The organism is Pseudomonas sp. 2995-1 (assembly GCF_002742505.1).
Classification (GTDB): Bacteria; Pseudomonadota; Gammaproteobacteria; order Pseudomonadales; family Pseudomonadaceae; genus Aquipseudomonas; species Aquipseudomonas sivasensis.
Genome location: NZ_LJSA01000319.1, coordinates 301,650 through 317,861, shown reverse-complemented (window position 1 = coordinate 317,861; position 16,212 = coordinate 301,650). Strand labels below are relative to the sequence as shown.

Annotated in this window: 13 protein-coding genes; 6 read left to right on the top strand and 7 right to left on the bottom strand. The window is 58.0% G+C overall.

The features are described from left to right. Positions 1-7 precede the first annotated feature (7 nt). Positions 8-3,643: a transporter substrate-binding domain-containing protein gene (locus AOA61_RS07640; protein ID WP_099601467.1), complete on the top strand. Its 3,636-nt coding sequence runs from the start codon at positions 8-10 to the stop codon at positions 3,641-3,643. Positions 3,644-3,668: 25 nt separating this feature from the next. On the opposite strand, the gene AOA61_RS07635 is transcribed toward AOA61_RS07640, so the two are convergent. Further along, positions 3,669-4,151 carry a GAF domain-containing protein gene (locus AOA61_RS07635; protein ID WP_032889067.1) on the bottom strand — a complete coding sequence of 161 codons (483 nt, stop codon included), beginning with the start codon at positions 4,149-4,151 and terminating at the stop codon, positions 3,669-3,671. Then, complete coding sequence (locus AOA61_RS07630) at positions 4,148-5,038, bottom strand: ATP-binding protein (RefSeq protein ID WP_032889064.1); 891 nt, start codon at positions 5,036-5,038, stop codon at positions 4,148-4,150. The genes AOA61_RS07635 and AOA61_RS07630 overlap by 4 nt, the downstream gene beginning before the upstream one ends. A 163-nt stretch (positions 5,039-5,201) precedes the next feature. Here AOA61_RS07630 and AOA61_RS07625 point away from each other — a divergent pair, with 163 nt between their 5' ends. After that, the gene (locus AOA61_RS07625; protein ID WP_099601506.1) at positions 5,202-7,511 is read left to right on the top strand and encodes a response regulator; all 2,310 of its coding nucleotides are present in this window, start codon (positions 5,202-5,204) and stop codon (positions 7,509-7,511) included. On the opposite strand, the gene AOA61_RS07620 is transcribed toward AOA61_RS07625, so the two are convergent. From AOA61_RS07620 to msrB, 3 genes are all read right to left on the bottom strand, one after another. Next, complete coding sequence (locus AOA61_RS07620) at positions 7,465-7,956, bottom strand: MarR family winged helix-turn-helix transcriptional regulator (RefSeq protein ID WP_099601466.1); 492 nt, start codon at positions 7,954-7,956, stop codon at positions 7,465-7,467. The two genes, AOA61_RS07625 and AOA61_RS07620, sit on opposite strands and share 47 nt — an antisense overlap. Next, positions 7,953-8,438, bottom strand: a complete 486-nt coding sequence (locus tag AOA61_RS07615; protein ID WP_032889060.1) for a glutathione peroxidase — start codon at positions 8,436-8,438, stop codon at positions 7,953-7,955. The genes AOA61_RS07620 and AOA61_RS07615 overlap by 4 nt, the downstream gene beginning before the upstream one ends. Positions 8,439-8,571: 133 nt before the next feature. After that, positions 8,572-8,964 carry a peptide-methionine (R)-S-oxide reductase MsrB gene (gene msrB, locus AOA61_RS07610; RefSeq protein ID WP_032889057.1) on the bottom strand — a complete coding sequence of 131 codons (393 nt, stop codon included), beginning with the start codon at positions 8,962-8,964 and terminating at the stop codon, positions 8,572-8,574. Positions 8,965-9,166: 202 nt separating this feature from the next. Between msrB and AOA61_RS07605 the strand changes: the two genes are divergently transcribed. Then, positions 9,167-10,378 (top strand): pyridoxal phosphate-dependent aminotransferase, encoded by a 1,212-nt coding sequence (locus tag AOA61_RS07605; RefSeq protein ID WP_032889055.1) that lies wholly within the window; start codon positions 9,167-9,169, stop codon positions 10,376-10,378. Positions 10,379-10,681: 303 nt separating this feature from the next. After that, positions 10,682-11,569 (top strand): protease HtpX, encoded by an 888-nt coding sequence (gene htpX / locus AOA61_RS07600; protein ID WP_032889053.1) that lies wholly within the window; start codon positions 10,682-10,684, stop codon positions 11,567-11,569. 58 nt (positions 11,570-11,627) lie between these two features. Here htpX and AOA61_RS07595 read toward each other — a convergent pair whose 3' ends face one another. Then, on the bottom strand, positions 11,628-12,284 hold the full coding sequence (locus AOA61_RS07595; protein WP_099601465.1) for a thiopurine S-methyltransferase: 657 nt from the start codon (positions 12,282-12,284) through the stop codon (positions 11,628-11,630). 105 nt (positions 12,285-12,389) lie between these two features. Here AOA61_RS07595 and AOA61_RS07590 point away from each other — a divergent pair, with 105 nt between their 5' ends. Next, complete coding sequence (locus AOA61_RS07590; protein WP_099601464.1) at positions 12,390-13,157, top strand: class III extradiol ring-cleavage dioxygenase; 768 nt, start codon at positions 12,390-12,392, stop codon at positions 13,155-13,157. Positions 13,158-13,243: 86 nt separating this feature from the next. Here the strand turns inward: AOA61_RS07590 and AOA61_RS07585 are convergent, their stop codons facing one another. After that, positions 13,244-14,917: a DEAD/DEAH box helicase gene (locus tag AOA61_RS07585; RefSeq protein ID WP_027606997.1), complete on the bottom strand. Its 1,674-nt coding sequence runs from the start codon at positions 14,915-14,917 to the stop codon at positions 13,244-13,246. 422 nt (positions 14,918-15,339) lie between these two features. Here AOA61_RS07585 and AOA61_RS07575 point away from each other — a divergent pair, with 422 nt between their 5' ends. After that, entirely contained in the window at positions 15,340-16,131 is a 792-nt protein-coding gene (locus AOA61_RS07575) for a crotonase/enoyl-CoA hydratase family protein (RefSeq protein ID WP_099601463.1), read from the top strand. Positions 16,132-16,212: the final 81 nt, after the last annotated feature.

The window sequence follows — 16,212 nt, the reverse complement described above, 5'->3', positions numbered from 1 at the left end:
AAACCGGATGCCCAGGCGTATAAAGGACTATTTGATTATATTGAGTGCCGGCTTGTGCTTCAGCACCGCTGTGCCTGCGACACCTCCAGCGAGCACGGAACATTTCAACCTATTGAGTCGAGCAAGCTCCGTACAGCTGGAAACCCACTTGGACAAGGGCCAGCGCCAATGGCTCCAGAACAAACGCGAACTGGTGCTGGGCACTGCGTTCCCTGACTACCCACCTTTTGACCTCACCTCCAGCGGGCGCGACTACGAGGGACTCACCGCTGATTACGCTGGCTTGCTGGCCATGGCACTGGCCTTGCCGGTGAAAGTAATGCGCTACTCCTCCCGAGAAGCCGCCATTCGTGCCCTCGAAGCAGGGGATATCGACTTACTGGGCTCTTCCAACAGCTTTGAAGCGGCAAAACCTAACCTGATCCTGTCGGAGCCCTATGCCGTGGATCGACCCGTCCTGGTGACCCGCGAAGGCGAAACCCGCAGTCTGAGCGAGGGGTTGGCCGGGATGCGCCTGGCACTGGTCTACCACTATCTACCACTGGCAGAGGTGGAAAAGCTGTACCCCAAAGCCGTCATCCGCGCCTACCCCTCTTACCAAAACGCTTTGAATGCAGTGGCTTTCGACCAGGCAGACGTCTTTCTCGGCGATACCATTTCCACCCACTACATGATCAACAAGGGCTACCTGAAAAACATCCGCATGGCCAACTTCGGCAAACATGAAGCCTATGGGTTCAGCTTCGCAATGCTCCAGGACCAGCAAACACTGTTGAGCATCGTCGACGCGGCACTGAAGGCCGTGCCGACCACCGAACGGGAGGCGATCGCCAAGCGCTGGAGTGCCGGCAGTGACATTCTGCTGACCGACCAAAAGTTGCAATTGACCCTGCGTGAAGAACGTTGGCTAAAGGATAACCCGGTGGTCAAGGTGATCGTGAACCCCACCTTTGCGCCGCTGACGTTCTTCGACAACGATGGCAACTTTCGCGGAATCACCGCTGACCTCCTGGAACTGATTCGCCTGCGCACCGGGTTGCGCTTCGACATCCAGCGCGCGCGTGATGTGGACACGATGATCGAACAGGTCGAGGCCGGCAAAGCAGACATCATTGGCGCTATCGCCCCCAGCGTCGAGCGGGAAGCCCAACTGAACTTCAGTCGCCCCTACCTGGAAAACTCCTACGTAATGTTGACGCGTAAGGACGGCCAGGCACCTACAAGCCTGGAGGAAATGTCGGGCAAACGACTGGCGATTACTCAAGGCAGCCCACTGAAGAAACTCCTGATTGAGCAGTTCCCAAAGATTCAATTAGTAGAAACGGGTGACACCTTCAAATCAGCCGAACTCCTCGTACAAGGCAATGTTGAGGGGGCCGTGAATACTCTGGTAGTCGCCAACTACTTCCTGACCTCGCAGATGTTCCAAGACAAGATTCAAATCAGCTTCAGCATTGGCACAATGCCCGCCACCTTTGGATTGGCAACATCACGCAGCGCCACCGAACTTAGTTCGATCCTCGACAAGGCCTTGCTCAGCGTCGCCCCTGACGAGTTGGGTGTGATCAATAGCCGTTGGCGCGGCTATACCGCCGCCTCCGACAGCTACTGGCGTGACTATCACCAACTGATTGCGCGCATCATCATCGGCACCGGGTTGTTGTTGCTGATTTCACTGAGTTGGAACGCTTACATGCGCCGCCAAATCAGGCACCGGAAAATGGCCGAGCGCGCCCTCAATGACCAGTTCGAGTTCATGCGTGCACTGGTCAATGAAACCCCGCATCCGATCTACGTGCGTGATAACAAGGGACTGTTGCAGACCTGCAACGATAGTTACCTGCAGGTGTTCGACGTCAAGCGCGAAGACGTGATCGGTAAAAGCGCAGTTCAGATCAGTACAGCTCTCGCGGCAGAAGCGGCGCAATATCATGCCGACTATCAACGTGTGGTGGCCGAAGGCAGGCCAATGATCGTGGACCGCACCCTGCATATTCGTGGACAGAAACTGACGATCTACCACTGGATCCTTCCCTACCGCGATTCCGTCGGTGAAGTTCAGGGCATCATCGGTGGCTGGATCGACATCAGCGAGCGACGTCAGCTGTTCGACGAACTTCGCACCGCCAAGGAGCGAGCTGACGAAGCCAATCGCGCCAAAAGCACGTTCCTCGCCACCATGAGCCATGAAATCCGTACGCCTATGAACGCGGTGATTGGCATGCTGGAGCTGACCCTCAAGCGGGCAGACCAGGGCCACCTTGATCGGCCGGCCATCGAAGTGGCCTACAACTCGGCCAAGGATCTGCTGGAGCTAATCGGCGACATCCTGGACATCGCACGTATTGAGTCCGGTCGCCTCAGCCTGGCGCCCGAACGCGTCAACCTGAGGGAGGTGATCGAATCGGTAGTGCGTGTATTCGACGGCCTGGCACGCCAGAAGAGCCTTAGCCTGTTGCTGGAATTCACGCCAGACCTAGAAGATACCGAAGTCCTGATTGACCCCCTGCGCTTCAAGCAGGTGCTGTCCAACTTGATCAGCAATGCGATCAAATTCACTGAACGTGGCCAAGTAAAAATCAAGGTGCATGTATCCAACACTGAATTGGCGCAGCAGATCGAGATGAAGCTGGTGGTGGAAGACACCGGCATCGGCATCAGCCGGGACGATCAAACGCGTCTGTTCGAACCCTTTGCCCAGGCGGACAATTCGGGACATCTGGCCAGGAGCGGTGCGGGCCTGGGGCTGGTGATCTGTCGCAGCCTGTGCGCGATGATGGGTGGGCAACTAAGCCTGAGCAGCGTGCCTATGGTCGGCACGCAGGTGCATGTGAGCCTGAAGATGAATCGCCTGCAGGCACTGCCGGTAGTCGACGAACTCAAGCCAACAACACCTGCCAGCGTGTCTGTGCTCAATGTACTGGTGGTTGATGATCACCCGGCGAATCGCCTGTTGATGTGCCAGCAACTCGGCTACCTGGGCCACCAGTTCACCGCAGCCCAGAACGGCGCGGCGGGCTTCCAGGCTTGGCGCCAGGAGCACTTCGACTTGGTAATCGCCGACTGCAATATGCCGATCATGAATGGTTACGAGCTGAGCTGCTCAATCCGTGAATACGAGCAACGCGAGAATCTAACCCCTTGTGTGGTACTGGGCTTTACCGCCAATGCCCAGCCAGAAGAGAAAAAACGCTGCGCGCAGGCGGGCATGAATGACTGCCTGTTCAAACCTATCAATCTCACGGCGCTGGAGCAGCAACTGGCGAAAATCAGTCCTCAACCCACCGGCCTGATCCAGGACATTGGCAACTTCGAGGCCCTTACCGGTGGCGATCCGCAGATGAGTCGTCTGCTGCTAGAGGAGTTGCTGAGCAGCAGTCGTCAGGATCGCCAGGAACTTGTCGCACTGATGGTTGCGCAGGCATCGCCCCAGGACATCATCGAACAGGCTCACAAGATCAAGGGCGCGGCTAGAATTGTCCAGGCCAGTACGCTGGCCTCGCGGTGCGAAGCCCTCGAACAGGCCTGTGCCCGTGGTGATGACAGGCCCTTGATCGAAATAGGCGTGAAGTCATTGGAAAAGCTGATGTTGGAACTCGAAAGGATGCTGCAAGAGCGGCTTCAAAGACTGGATGGCCAATAAGGGGCGGGTTGCGCCCCTCACTTGATCAGCAGTCGGTCAAGCGGAGGAAAATTGCCGCCAACTGTTCGATTCCGGCCTGATCCTGAGGGGTAAAGCGGGCCAACGACGGGCTATCGAGGTCGAGGACGCCGATCAACTTACCGTCCTTGAGCAGGGGCACGACCAGCTCACTGTTAGACGCGCTGTCACAGGCGATATGTCCCGGGAATGCATGCACATCCTCTACTCGCTGGGTCTGCTGCGACGCTGCAGCAGCGCCGCAGACCCCTCGGCCAAACGGAATACGCACACAGGCGATCTGCCCCTGGAAGGGGCCAAGCACCAGTTCTTCATTGCGATTGAGGTAAAAGCCGGCCCAATTCAAGTCATCCAGCTGGCTAAAGAGGAAAGCGGAAAACTGCGCGCTGTTGGCGATGAAATCGCGCTCATCAGCCAGCAGCGACTCCAATTGGGCACACAGTAGGGCGTAGCCACCGAGACCAGTGCCGGCTTGTTGTAAATCGATCATGGTTGACGCTCCAGTAATTTGAGACCCACCCAGTAACGGGCAAATTGATACGCGCAGCGGCCGTTGCGGTTACCGCGCCCGGTCGCCCAGCGCACCGCGAGAATGTCGAGGGCTTCGTCGCGCTGCCATTGCAAACCGGCCTTGCTCGCTAGCTCACCGATCCAGTGCTCGACCACATCCAGGAAATGCTCTTGGGTGAACGGGTAGAAGGACAGCCACAAGCCAAAACGGTCTGACAAGGCAATCTTGTCTTCCACGGCCTCGCTTGGGTGCAGTTCCCCATCCACCCTCTTCCAGTTGTCGTTGTCACTCTGATTTTCCGGCACAAGGTGACGGCGGTTGGACGTCGCGTACAGCAGCACGTTTTCAGGCGCCTGTTCCAAGGAACCATCCAGCACGCTCTTGAGCACACGGTAGTCGCCCTCGCCGGCTTCGAACGAAAGGTCATCACAAAACAGGATGAAACGCTGCGGCAGCTTGAGCAGTTGCTCAACCACACGGGGCAAATCCGCCAGGTGGTCACGCTCGATTTCGATCAGGCGCAAACCGGCCTTCGCGTGATGAGCGAGCAACGCGCGCACCATGGACGATTTACCGGTGCCGCGCGAGCCCCACAGCAACGCATGGTTGGCGGGCAGTCCATCAAGAAACTGCTGGGTGTTACGCGCCAATGTTTCACGCTGCTTGTCTACACCGATCAGGTCGGAAAGACGCATGTCCAGGCTTACGTCCAGTGGCAACAGAAAACCGCTGCGGCCTTCGCGCTGCCAGCGGGCGGCCAGACAGTGGCTCCAGTCGATGGCTTGGCGTGGCGCGGGCAACAAGGGCTCCAGGCGAGCGAGCACTGCATCGGCTCGCTCCAGAAAGGCATTCAATCGAGAATCCACGATTATTCCTCTGGCAAGTTTTTGTAAAAGATGGCGTATTGGCAACCCTGCGACAGACCGCTTGGGGCTGCGTAAAAAACGGTTCATGCCGGGCAAGCCTAAGCCTGTGGATGTTCAGCTATGCTTGCCGGGCGAAGGGAAACGTGAAGTGGTTCAACACTCGATGGATATCAAGTTCGCCCACCGCTTGTCTTATAAACAAGCCAGATTGACTGTGCTGGTCGGTTTCGTCTTGGGAACCTTGCTCAGCCTGATCCAAATCGGCATTGATTATGCCAGCGAAGACGCATCCATCAACCGTGAAATACGCTCACTGATCGAAATCAGCCATAACCCAGCATCACGTATTGCTTACAACATTGATGCTGAATTGGCCCAGGAACTGACCCTCGGACTGTTGCACTCCCCTGCCATCATTCGTGCGCAGTTGATCGACAACAATGGCGTGGTGCTCGCCGATGTCGACCGGCCACGTAGAGAAAGCACCTACCGGCCTATCAGTGACTTCATGTTTGGCGCCAACCGCCAGTTCGAAGACCAACTGTTCCTGAGCCATATGCCCAACGACCCACTGGGTGTACTGCGTCTGGATGTAGACACCTACGCCTTCGGCAGCCGGTTCCTACACCGCGCCGAGATCACCCTGCTCAACGGATTCGTACGCAGCCTATTACTGACCGGGATTTTGCTGGGTCTGTTCTACGTGATGCTGACCCAGCCGCTGGTGCGCATCATTCGTGAGTTGAGCACTCGCAAGCAGGCCCACCTGGACTGTCCGCCCGGGCATGAAAATGACGAAATCGGCGTACTGGTGAACGTCGCCAACCAGCAATTTGAAAATATGGAAACCGAAATCCAGCAGCGCCGCCACGCCGAAGACCGACTGACGGAATACCTGGGGCAACTGGAAGATATCGTCTCCGCCCGCACACTTGAACTCAAGGCTAGCAACCAGCGACTGACCCAGTCCAACGATGAGCTCGAAACGGCGAAGATGAATGCAATAGGCATGGCTCAGGCTCGGGCAGCCTTCCTGGCGAACATGAGCCACGAAATCCGCACCCCGCTCAACGGCCTGCTGGGCATGATCGCGCTGTCGCTGGACAGCGCGTTGAATGCTGAGCAGCGCCAGCAACTGTCTATCGCCCATGACTCCGGCAAAGTGCTGGTGGAGTTGCTCAACGACATTCTCGACCTGTCCAAATTCGACGCTGGTCAGTTGGAGCTGGAGCGCATCCCGTTCGACCTTGGTGCACTTATTGAAGATACCGCCAACCTCTTGTCGCAGAATGCCGCACCGAGCGTGGAACTGACGTGTTTGATCGACCCGCAGTTCCCGGCCCAAGTGCTAGGTGACCCGACCCGTGTACGTCAGATCGTCAGCAACTTACTGTCCAACGCTCTGAAGTTCACGCGATTCGGTCGAGTTGATGTGCGCCTGCGCACTTACGACGGCGGCGTGAGCATTGAGGTCTGCGATACCGGCATCGGCATTGCGCAGGAAGCGCAAGTGAAAATATTCCAGCCGTTCACCCAGGCCGGCGCCGGGATCACTCGTCAGTTTGGCGGGACAGGGCTGGGTCTGGCGTTGACTAACAATCTGTGTGAAGCCATGAAGGGACGGTTGAGTATCAGTTCAGAGGTAGGCTTTGGCAGCCAGTTCTGTGCGCAACTGCCATTACCTACCCACTTGCCCGCCGTGCAGCCACCGCCTCTCACAGGCAAGGTCGTTGCCATCACCAACATCGGCGGTGGCCTGACCGAGTTGCTCACGACCCTGCTGCCCAGTTGGGGCCTTACCCCCCAATGTTTCACCATGGATGACGACTTGAGCGGGCAAACGCCTGACTTGCTGATTACCGACTGCCCTGAATGTCTGTTCCGTATACGACCGGGCATTACCGCGCCCATCCTGCTGGTGACGGCCTATGGCAATTTCATGCCCAACGAAGAGGTCGCGGCGTTGGCGCCTTTGCACCAGCAAGCACGCCCCTTGAGCCGCAACGCGCTGTACCAGATTCTTCAGCGCAATTTACGCACCGACATGCACCTGGTTCTTGACCCCATCCAACTGGATGCCGCCCCACTCGCGCATCGCGGCTGCATACTCCTGGTGGAGGACAATCCGGTAAACCAACTGGTGGCCAAGGGCATGCTCAGCAAGCTGGGCTGCGAAGTGATAGTGGCCGCCCACGGTGGTGAAGCACTAAAGTTTCTTGAAGAACAACGCTTCGATATGGTGCTGATGGACTGCAACATGCCGGTGATGGATGGCTACGAGGCCAGCCGGCAGATTCGCCGCAGCGGGCGCTGGCCAGACCTGCCGATTGTCGCGCTGACTGCCAACGCCATGCCCGAAGAACGAGAGCGCTGCCGTGCGGCGGGGATGAATGACTATCTGGCTAAACCGTTCCGCCGCGAAGAACTCAATGCGCTGCTGGACCTGTGGGTGCCTCGGACGACAGCGCTCTGATCTGCGCCAATAACTGATCCAGGCCATCGCGCAAGGTGTCTGCCTGATTCAGATCAACCCCGCTGTCGCACAACAGCCGAGTCTTCAGAACGAGAGCCTGATCACGCAGTTCCACGCCGGTGTCACTCAAGCTCAGATGCACCTCCCGTTCATCCTGGGCACTGCGCCGGCGCCGCACCAGTGAAATCTGCTCCAGCCGTTTGAGCAAGGGTGTCAGCGTGCCCGAGTCGAGCATCAGGCGTTCGCCCAGAGCTTTGACCGTCGGCTGCTCAGGGGCTGCGTCGTGCCATTCCCATAACACCAGCATCGCCAGGTATTGCGGATAAGTCAGGCCCAACTGGTCGAGCATCGGCTTATAAGCGCGGGTCACGGCCCGTGAGGCGGCGTAGAGTTTGAAACACAGCTGGTTATCCAGTGCCAGGGACACGGCGGGCAAGTCGGTCATTTGAGCAGGGCTTCGATCTCTTGGGTAAGGTCTTTTGGCTTGGTGGTAGGGCCGAAGCGCTTGACCACCTGGCCGTCACGGCCGATGAGGAACTTGGTGAAGTTCCACTTGATGCCCTTGGACCCCAACAGGCCCGGCGCCTGTTTTTTCAATTGCACGAACAGTGGATGGGCATCGCTGCCATTGACGTCGATCTTCTTGAACAACGGAAAGCTGACACCGAAATTCAGCTCACAGAACGTTGAGATAGCGCCTTCGTCACCGGGCTCCTGCTTGCCGAACTGATTGCAGGGAAAGCCCAGCACCACCAGGCCCTGGTCTTTGTACTGCTGCCAGAGCTGTTCCAGCCCCTTGTACTGAGGGGTGAAGCCGCACTTGCTGGCAGTGTTGACCACCAGCACGGCCTTGCCGGCGAAATCGGCCAAGGTCTTTTGCTCACCCTTGATGGTGGTGCAAGGGATGCTCAGCAGGTCGTTGCTCATGGCAGTGCCTCGATAAAAGCGGAAAGAAGTAGAAACATAGTAGGCAATTCAATTGTGTGCAATTGAATTGATCAAACTGATGATCCGTTATGGGCGCACGTGGTGAGGGAGGATGCTCCCTCACCACGCAGGCTTAACGCGGGACCAGGTCCAGGCACACCGAATTGATGCAATAACGCAGGCCGGTCGGCGGCGGCCCATCCGGGAACACATGGCCCAGGTGCGCGTCACACTTTGCGCAGGTTACCTCGGTACGGATCATGCCGTGGCTGACATCACGAATCTCGATCATCGCGCTGTCGGCAATCGGCGCGTAAAAGCTGGGCCAGCCGCAGCCGGAGTCGAATTTGGTGGTGGAATCGAACAGCGGCTCATTGCAGCAGATGCAGTGGTAAACGCCGTCGGTCTTGGTGCCGTTGTACTTGCCGCTGAAAGGCCGTTCGGTGCCTTTGAGCCGGCACACGTTGTACTGCTCCGGATCGAGCATGGCCTTCCACTCTTCTACGGTTTTCTGCAACTTTTCCATCGGTACACCTCGGCAACTGAAAAAGCCTGATCTGTGTCTTTTCCATGGATCAGGCGGCACGTATGATTGCGCCTCTTCAAAACGCCAGTCTGGCACCCGCGCTATCGGCATTCAAACGTATTTATGGGTGCGGGCCTCGCAGGATTCGCAGTACGGTAGTGCACACACCGTCTGGATCGTTCATTTTCAGGATCACATCGCCATGCAGGTCAGCAAATCGAACAAGCTCGCCAACGTCTGCTACGACATTCGCGGCCCAGTGCTCAAGCACGCCAAACGCCTGGAAGAGGAAGGTCATCGCATCCTCAAGCTGAACATTGGCAATCCGGCGCCTTTTGGTTTCGAAGCACCGGACGAAATACTCCAGGACGTTATCCGCAACCTGCCTACCGCTCAGGGCTACAGCGACTCCAAAGGCCTGTTCAGCGCGCGTAAAGCGGTGATGCAGTACTACCAGCAGAAGCAGGTGGAAGGCGTCGGTATTGAAGACATCTACCTGGGCAATGGCGTGTCCGAACTGATCGTGATGTCCATGCAGGCCCTGCTGAACAATGGCGACGAAGTGCTGGTACCGGCACCGGACTATCCACTGTGGACCGCTGCCGTGACACTGGCCGGCGGCCACCCGGTGCACTACCTGTGCGACGAAGGCGCCGACTGGTTCCCGGACCTGGCTGACATCAAGGCCAAGATCACTCCGAACACAAAGGCACTGGTGATCATCAACCCGAACAACCCCACCGGCGCGGTGTATTCCAAGGAAGTGCTGCTGGGCATGCTGGAACTGGCACGCCAGCACAACCTGGTGGTGTTCTCCGACGAGATCTACGACAAGATCCTCTACGACGACGCCGTGCACGTATGCACCGCCTCCCTGGCACCGGACCTGTTGTGCCTGACCTTCAACGGCCTGTCCAAGTCCTACCGCGTGGCGGGTTTCCGCTCCGGCTGGATCGCCATCTCCGGTCCCAAGCACAACGCCCAGAGCTACATCGAAGGCATCGACATGCTGGCCAACATGCGCCTGTGTGCCAACGTACCGAGCCAGCATGCGATCCAGACCGCTCTGGGCGGCTACCAGAGCATCAATGACCTGGTACTGCCCCAGGGCCGCCTGCTGGAACAACGCAACCGCACGTGGGAGCTGCTCAATGCGATCCCCGGTGTGAGCTGCGTGAAACCCATGGGTGCGCTGTACGCTTTTCCACGGATAGACCCGAAGGTATGCCCGATCCTCAACGACGAAAAGTTCGTGCTCGACTTGTTGCTGTCGGAAAAGCTGTTGGTGGTTCAGGGCACCGCGTTCAACTGGCCGTGGCCGGATCACTTCCGCGTGGTGACCTTGCCGCGCGTAGATGACTTGGACATGGCGATTGGCCGTATTGGCAATTTCCTCAAGACCTATCGCCAGTAGTAGCATTGCGCTGTACGACCGACATTCGGTCGTACAGCGATTATCTGGCAACACTTCTCTGATCTCGCCCTTTTTCTGTATGGCACTTGCCTCTATCAAGCCACGTGCCCCCTATAATTGCAGGGTTGTGAGGCAAAAAGTGGGGCATCTCTGGTGACATTCCTAGTCGGAAAATCCCTTCAAAGCTCTACATTCAGGCTGTAGGACACAGTTTGAAATAGTCGCTCGGTTGAATCACCCCATGCCGCACCTTATATACCCCGCAGTACGCGACATATTAAGCATGAGGAGAACTCTACAACCATGATGCGCATCCTGCTGTTCTTGGCCACTAACCTGGCGGTCGTGCTGATTGCCAGCATCACCCTGAGCCTTTTCGGCTTCAACGGGTTCATGGCGGCCAACGGGGTTGATCTGAACCTCAATCAGCTGCTGATTTTCTGTGCGGTCTTTGGTTTTGCCGGCTCGCTGTTCTCGCTGTTCATCTCCAAGTGGATGGCGAAGATGAGCACCAGCACCCAAGTCATCACCCAACCACGCACTCGCCATGAACAATGGCTGATGCAAACCGTGGAGCAGTTGTCTCAAGAAGCAGGTATCAAAATGCCCGAAGTCGGGATTTTCCCTGCTTATGAGGCCAATGCCTTTGCGACGGGCTGGAATAAGAACGACGCGCTCGTGGCCGTCAGTCAGGGCTTGCTCGAACGCTTCTCACCCGATGAAGTAAAGGCAGTACTCGCGCATGAAATTGGTCACGTAGCCAACGGCGACATGATTACCCTTGCGCTGGTACAGGGTGTGGTCAACACCTTCGTGATGTTCTTTGCGCGGATTATCGGTAACTTTGTGGACAAAGTAATCTTCAAGAACGAAGGCGGTCGCGGTATCGCCTACTTCGTGGCGACCATCTTTGCCGAAGTGGTGCTGGGCTTCCTGGCCAGTGCGATCGTGATGTGGTTCTCGCGCAAACGAGAGTTCCGCGCAGACGAAGCCGGCGCGCGCTTGGCAGGCACCAATGCAATGATCAGCGCGCTGCAACGCTTGCGTTCCGAACAGGGCCTGCCAGTGCATATGCCTGACAGCCTGACCGCCTTTGGCATCAACGGCGGCATCAAACAGGGTTTGGCTCGTATGTTCATGAGCCACCCACCACTGGAAGAGCGTATTGACGCGCTTCGTCGTCGGGGCTGATACCTGGTAATGCAAAAAAAGGGGCGATCAGATCGCCCCTTTTTTTGTGGGCACAGTTTTATACCCGCGCGATCCTGTAGACCCGCTCGTCCAAGCCCGTGACGCCGTCCTGCACGAACTTCCAGCTCTCACCCAGAATGTCTTGCTTCTCGATCACCTGCAGGCTCCAGTGTGCTCCCAACAGCACCTTTACCTCTTCATCCGTCACCGCAAACGGTGGGCCTGCCTTTTGCGTCTGGTCGTAGTCGAGGGTGATCAGCAAACCCTGGCAGCCTGGACGTAGCATGTTGTTCAACTGCTCGGTGTATTGCGAGCGCATCAACGGCGGCAAGGCGATCAGAGCGGCACGGTCATAGACCGCAGTGCAATCAGCCAGAACCTCAGCATCGAGGGCGAAGAAATCGCCGCACCACACTTCGATCAAATCAGCCTGATACACCGTGAACACACCGCGCTGAGTGATTCGCGGCGTCAGGCTCTGCTCGCTGAAGAAGGCTTCAACCGCGTGCTCTGACAGCTCAACGCCGAGTACCCGATGACCCTGGGTGGCCAGCCACATCAGGTCCAGGCTTTTGCCACACAGCGGCACCAGTACCTTGGCGCCCTCCGCGAGCGCCAACGAAGGCCAATGCCGTTCTAAATAAGGATTAACCTCAGGCAAATGAAAGCCGAGCTGGTTTCTCGCCCAGCGCTCCTGCCAAAACTTGGGCTCCATGGAATCACCTCCGATAATTCGATCAAAACGCGCTAAAACTTATATTAGATTTAGATCAATGATCTGATTGAAGATGGCTACATGTTAACGCTCAGGACTCTTCTTATGTTCCCCAGCCTGTTTATCTCCCACGGTTCGCCCATGCTTGCCCTTCAACCCGGCGCCAGCGGACCGGCTTTGCAACGCCTGGCTGCCGAAATGCCCCGCCCTAAGGCGATAGTGGTGGTATCGGCACACTGGGAAAGCCACGATTTACTGGTCAGCGGCAGCGCCGCACCCGAAACCTGGCACGACTTCGGCGGCTTCCCCCGCGAACTGTTTGCCGTGCAATACCCCGCACCGGGCAACCCACAGTTGGCGGGAGAGATCGTCGGGCTGCTGCGCGCCGACGGACTGAATGCACACATCGACGACCAGCGCCCCTTCGACCATGGCACCTGGGTGCCTCTGTCGCTGATGTACCCCGCGGCGGATATCCCAGTCGTGCAGGTATCCTTGCCCAGCCGCATGGGCCCTGCCCTGCAGACGCGAGTCGGGCATGCCTTGACCAGTTTGCGCGAGGAAGGCGTACTGCTGATCGGTTCCGGCAGCATCACGCATAATCTGGGCGAACTGGACTGGCACGCAGGGCCTGAAAGCATCGAACCTTGGGCGCGGGGCTTCCGGGATTGGGTGGTGGATAAGCTCGCTGCCAACGATGAAGCCGCGTTGCACGACTATCGGCGCCAAGCGCCCCACGCCGTGCGCAGCCATCCAAGTGATGAACATCTGTTGCCGCTGTACTTTGCGCGTGGCGCTGGAGGGGACTTCAGCATCGCGCACCAAGGCTTCACCATGGGCGCCTTGGGCATGGACATTTACCGCTTCGGCTAACTCTTTATTGTTAAAACAGCGACGCAAAAAAAATCCCCGAACCAGTCGGGGATTTTTTATGTGTGATCAATCAGCCCAAGGGCGGATCAATCTTCGCGGTAGCGACGCAGCTTCAACTGCTTACCGGCAACGCGAGTGTCTTTCAGCTTGGTCAGCAGCTTCTCCAGACCGTCTTCCGGCAGCTCCACCAGGGAGAAACTGTCACGGACCTGGATACGGCCGATCGCTTCACGTGCCAGGCCACCCTCATTCAGGATAGCGCCCAGCAGGTTCTTGGCAGCGATACCATCACGCGCGCCCAGCGCGGTACGGCAACGAGCACGACCTTCAGCCAATGGAACCGGAGCACGACGCTCACGATCACCACGGTCTGGACGGTCGCCGGTACGCTCTGGACGATCACCGCGTGGCGCGTTGTTCGGTACCAGTGGGCGCTCTTTCTCGATAGCTGCCAGGGTCAGGGCCTGACCGTTTGTAGCCTTGCGCAGCAGGGCAGCAGCCAGGGCACGTGGAGTGCAACCGATATCGGCGGTCAGGCGGTCCAGCAGGTCGCCGTGAGTCGATTCAGCGTCAGCCACCAGAGGCGACAGGCTGTTGGTCAGTTTCTTGATGCGGGCATCGAGAACGGCCTGGGCATCCGGCAGGCGGACTTCGGCAACTTTCTGACCGGTTACGCGCTCGATCACTTGCAGCATGCGGCGCTCACGTGGAGTCACCAGCAGCAGTGCACGACCTTCGCGACCGGCACGGCCTGTACGGCCGATACGGTGAACGTAGGATTCTGGATCGTAAGGCATGTCAACGTTGAACACGTGGGTGATACGCGGAACGTCGAGACCACGAGCCGCTACGTCGGTCGCAACAACGATGTCCAGACGGCCATCCTTGAGGGAGTCGATCACGCGCTCACGTTGGTTCTGGGCAATGTCACCGTTCAGCGCAGCGGCTTTATAGCCTTTGGCTTCCAGGGCACTGGCCAAGTCCAGGGTCGCTTGCTTGGTGCGCACGAACATGATCAAGGCGTCGAAGTCTTCGACTTCCAGCAGGCTCAATACAGCCGAGGTCTTCTGGTCAGCGTGAACCAACAGGTGAGCCTGTTCGATCGCGGTAACGGTCTGAGTCTTGGTCTGGATCTTCACGTGTTGCGGATCGCGCAGATGGCGCTCGGCAATGGCACGGATCGACTGTGGTAGGGTGGCCGAGAACAGTACGGTCTGACGGGTCGGTGGCAGTGCCTTGAAGATGACTTCCAGGTCATCCATGAAGCCCAGCTTCAACATTTCGTCAGCTTCGTCGAGAACCAAGTGGTTCACGGTCGACAGTACTTTTTCGTCGCGACGCAGGTGGTCGCACAGACGGCCTGGGGTAGCCACGACGATCTGAGCGCCATTACGGATGGCTTTCAGTTGCGGGCCCATCGGCGCGCCGCCGTAAACGGCAACAACGGTAACGCCCGGCATTTGCTTGGCGTAGGTTTCAAAAGCGGTTGCTACTTGCAGCGCCAACTCACGGGTTGGCGCCAGGATCAGGGCTTGCGGCTCGCGCTTGGCAGGATCGATGCAGTGCAGGATAGGCAGGGCGAACGCGGCGGTTTTACCGGTACCGGTTTGCGCCTGGCCAATCATGTCTTGGCCGGCCATGATGATCGGGATCGATTGCTGCTGAATCGCCGAAGGTTCTTCGTAGCCGGTCGCAATGACGGCAGCAAGAATGTTCGGGTTAAGATTAAAAGCGGCGAAGCCGCCGGTTTCCTGGGTCATGGGTCTGCCTCTAAGTGCATCCGCAAAGACCCATGCTCCAAAGCTGCGCATGCCGTGTTGAGACTCAAGAGTCGCCCTGGCTGCTTTGTCGGCGGGGATTTGCGAAAACGAATGAATGAAAAAGATTCGTTAAGGAAGAGTCCGCTGTGCGGACATGCAGCCGAAGCTGACTTCGGGGAATTGCGCTACCTAAACGCGGCCCGGTTAAAGGCCGGCGCGCACTATACCGGAAATACTTGAAAAAGGGAGCTTTTTTTATCGCAAAGCACCGATAAACCGTGCTGCGTCACAGTCTTTGCAGATAACCCTGCCAGGGTCTATTTTTCAAAGGCCCGGCCCTGTTGGTCATAAGGCTTAAACGATTCACCCTTAGACCAAGACCTTTGGTCTGAAACCCTTCTCTCCACCCGAGGGCACACCCAATGAATCAAGCCAGCAGCAGCCGCGTCAGCCGTGAACTCCAGGGCCATGTCCTGCTGTTGGGCCTGGACCGGGTGGCCAAGCGCAACGCCTTCGACCTGGATTTGCTCAATGAGCTGAGCTTGGCTTATGGCGAATTTGATCGAAACGATGACGCACGAGTGGCCGTAGTATTTGCCCATGGCGACCACTTCACTGCCGGCCTGGACCTGGCCAATGTCAGCGGGGTAATGGCGGGCGGCTGGCAACCGCCGCTGGGAGGCTGTGATCCCTGGGGCGTTTTCGCAGGCCCCAGGGTCAGTAAACCGGTGATCGTCGCCGCCCAGGGCTACTGCCTCACCATTGGTATCGAGTTGATGCTCGCGGCGGATATCAACCTGTGTGCGAGCAATACCCGCTTTGCGCAGATGGAAGTACAGCGCGGGATCTTTCCGTTTGGCGGTGCGACATTGCGCTTTCATCAGATCGCCGGCTGGGGCAACGCCATGCGCTGGCTGCTGACCGGCGACGAGTTCGACGCCCATGAAGCCCTGCGCCTGGGTTTGGTGCAGGAAGTAATGGCCAGTGAAGACCTGCTGCCCCGCGCCATCGAACTGGCCAGTCTCATCGCGCGCCAGGCGCCGCTTGGCGTCCAGGCCACCTTGATGTCGGCCCGCCTGGCGCGTGTGGAAGGCGAAACCGTTGCGGCCGCCGCGCTGCCGCCGATGGTGGATAAATTGCTGAACAGCGAGGATGCCAAGGAAGGCCTGCGCGCGATGGTCGAGAAGCGGCCGGGGGTATTCAAGGGCATTTGAGTCGCCTATACCGACGCCATCGGGGCAAGCTCCCTCCCACATTTGAAATGAGTTCCTAGTGTGGGACGTGCGGTGCGACGA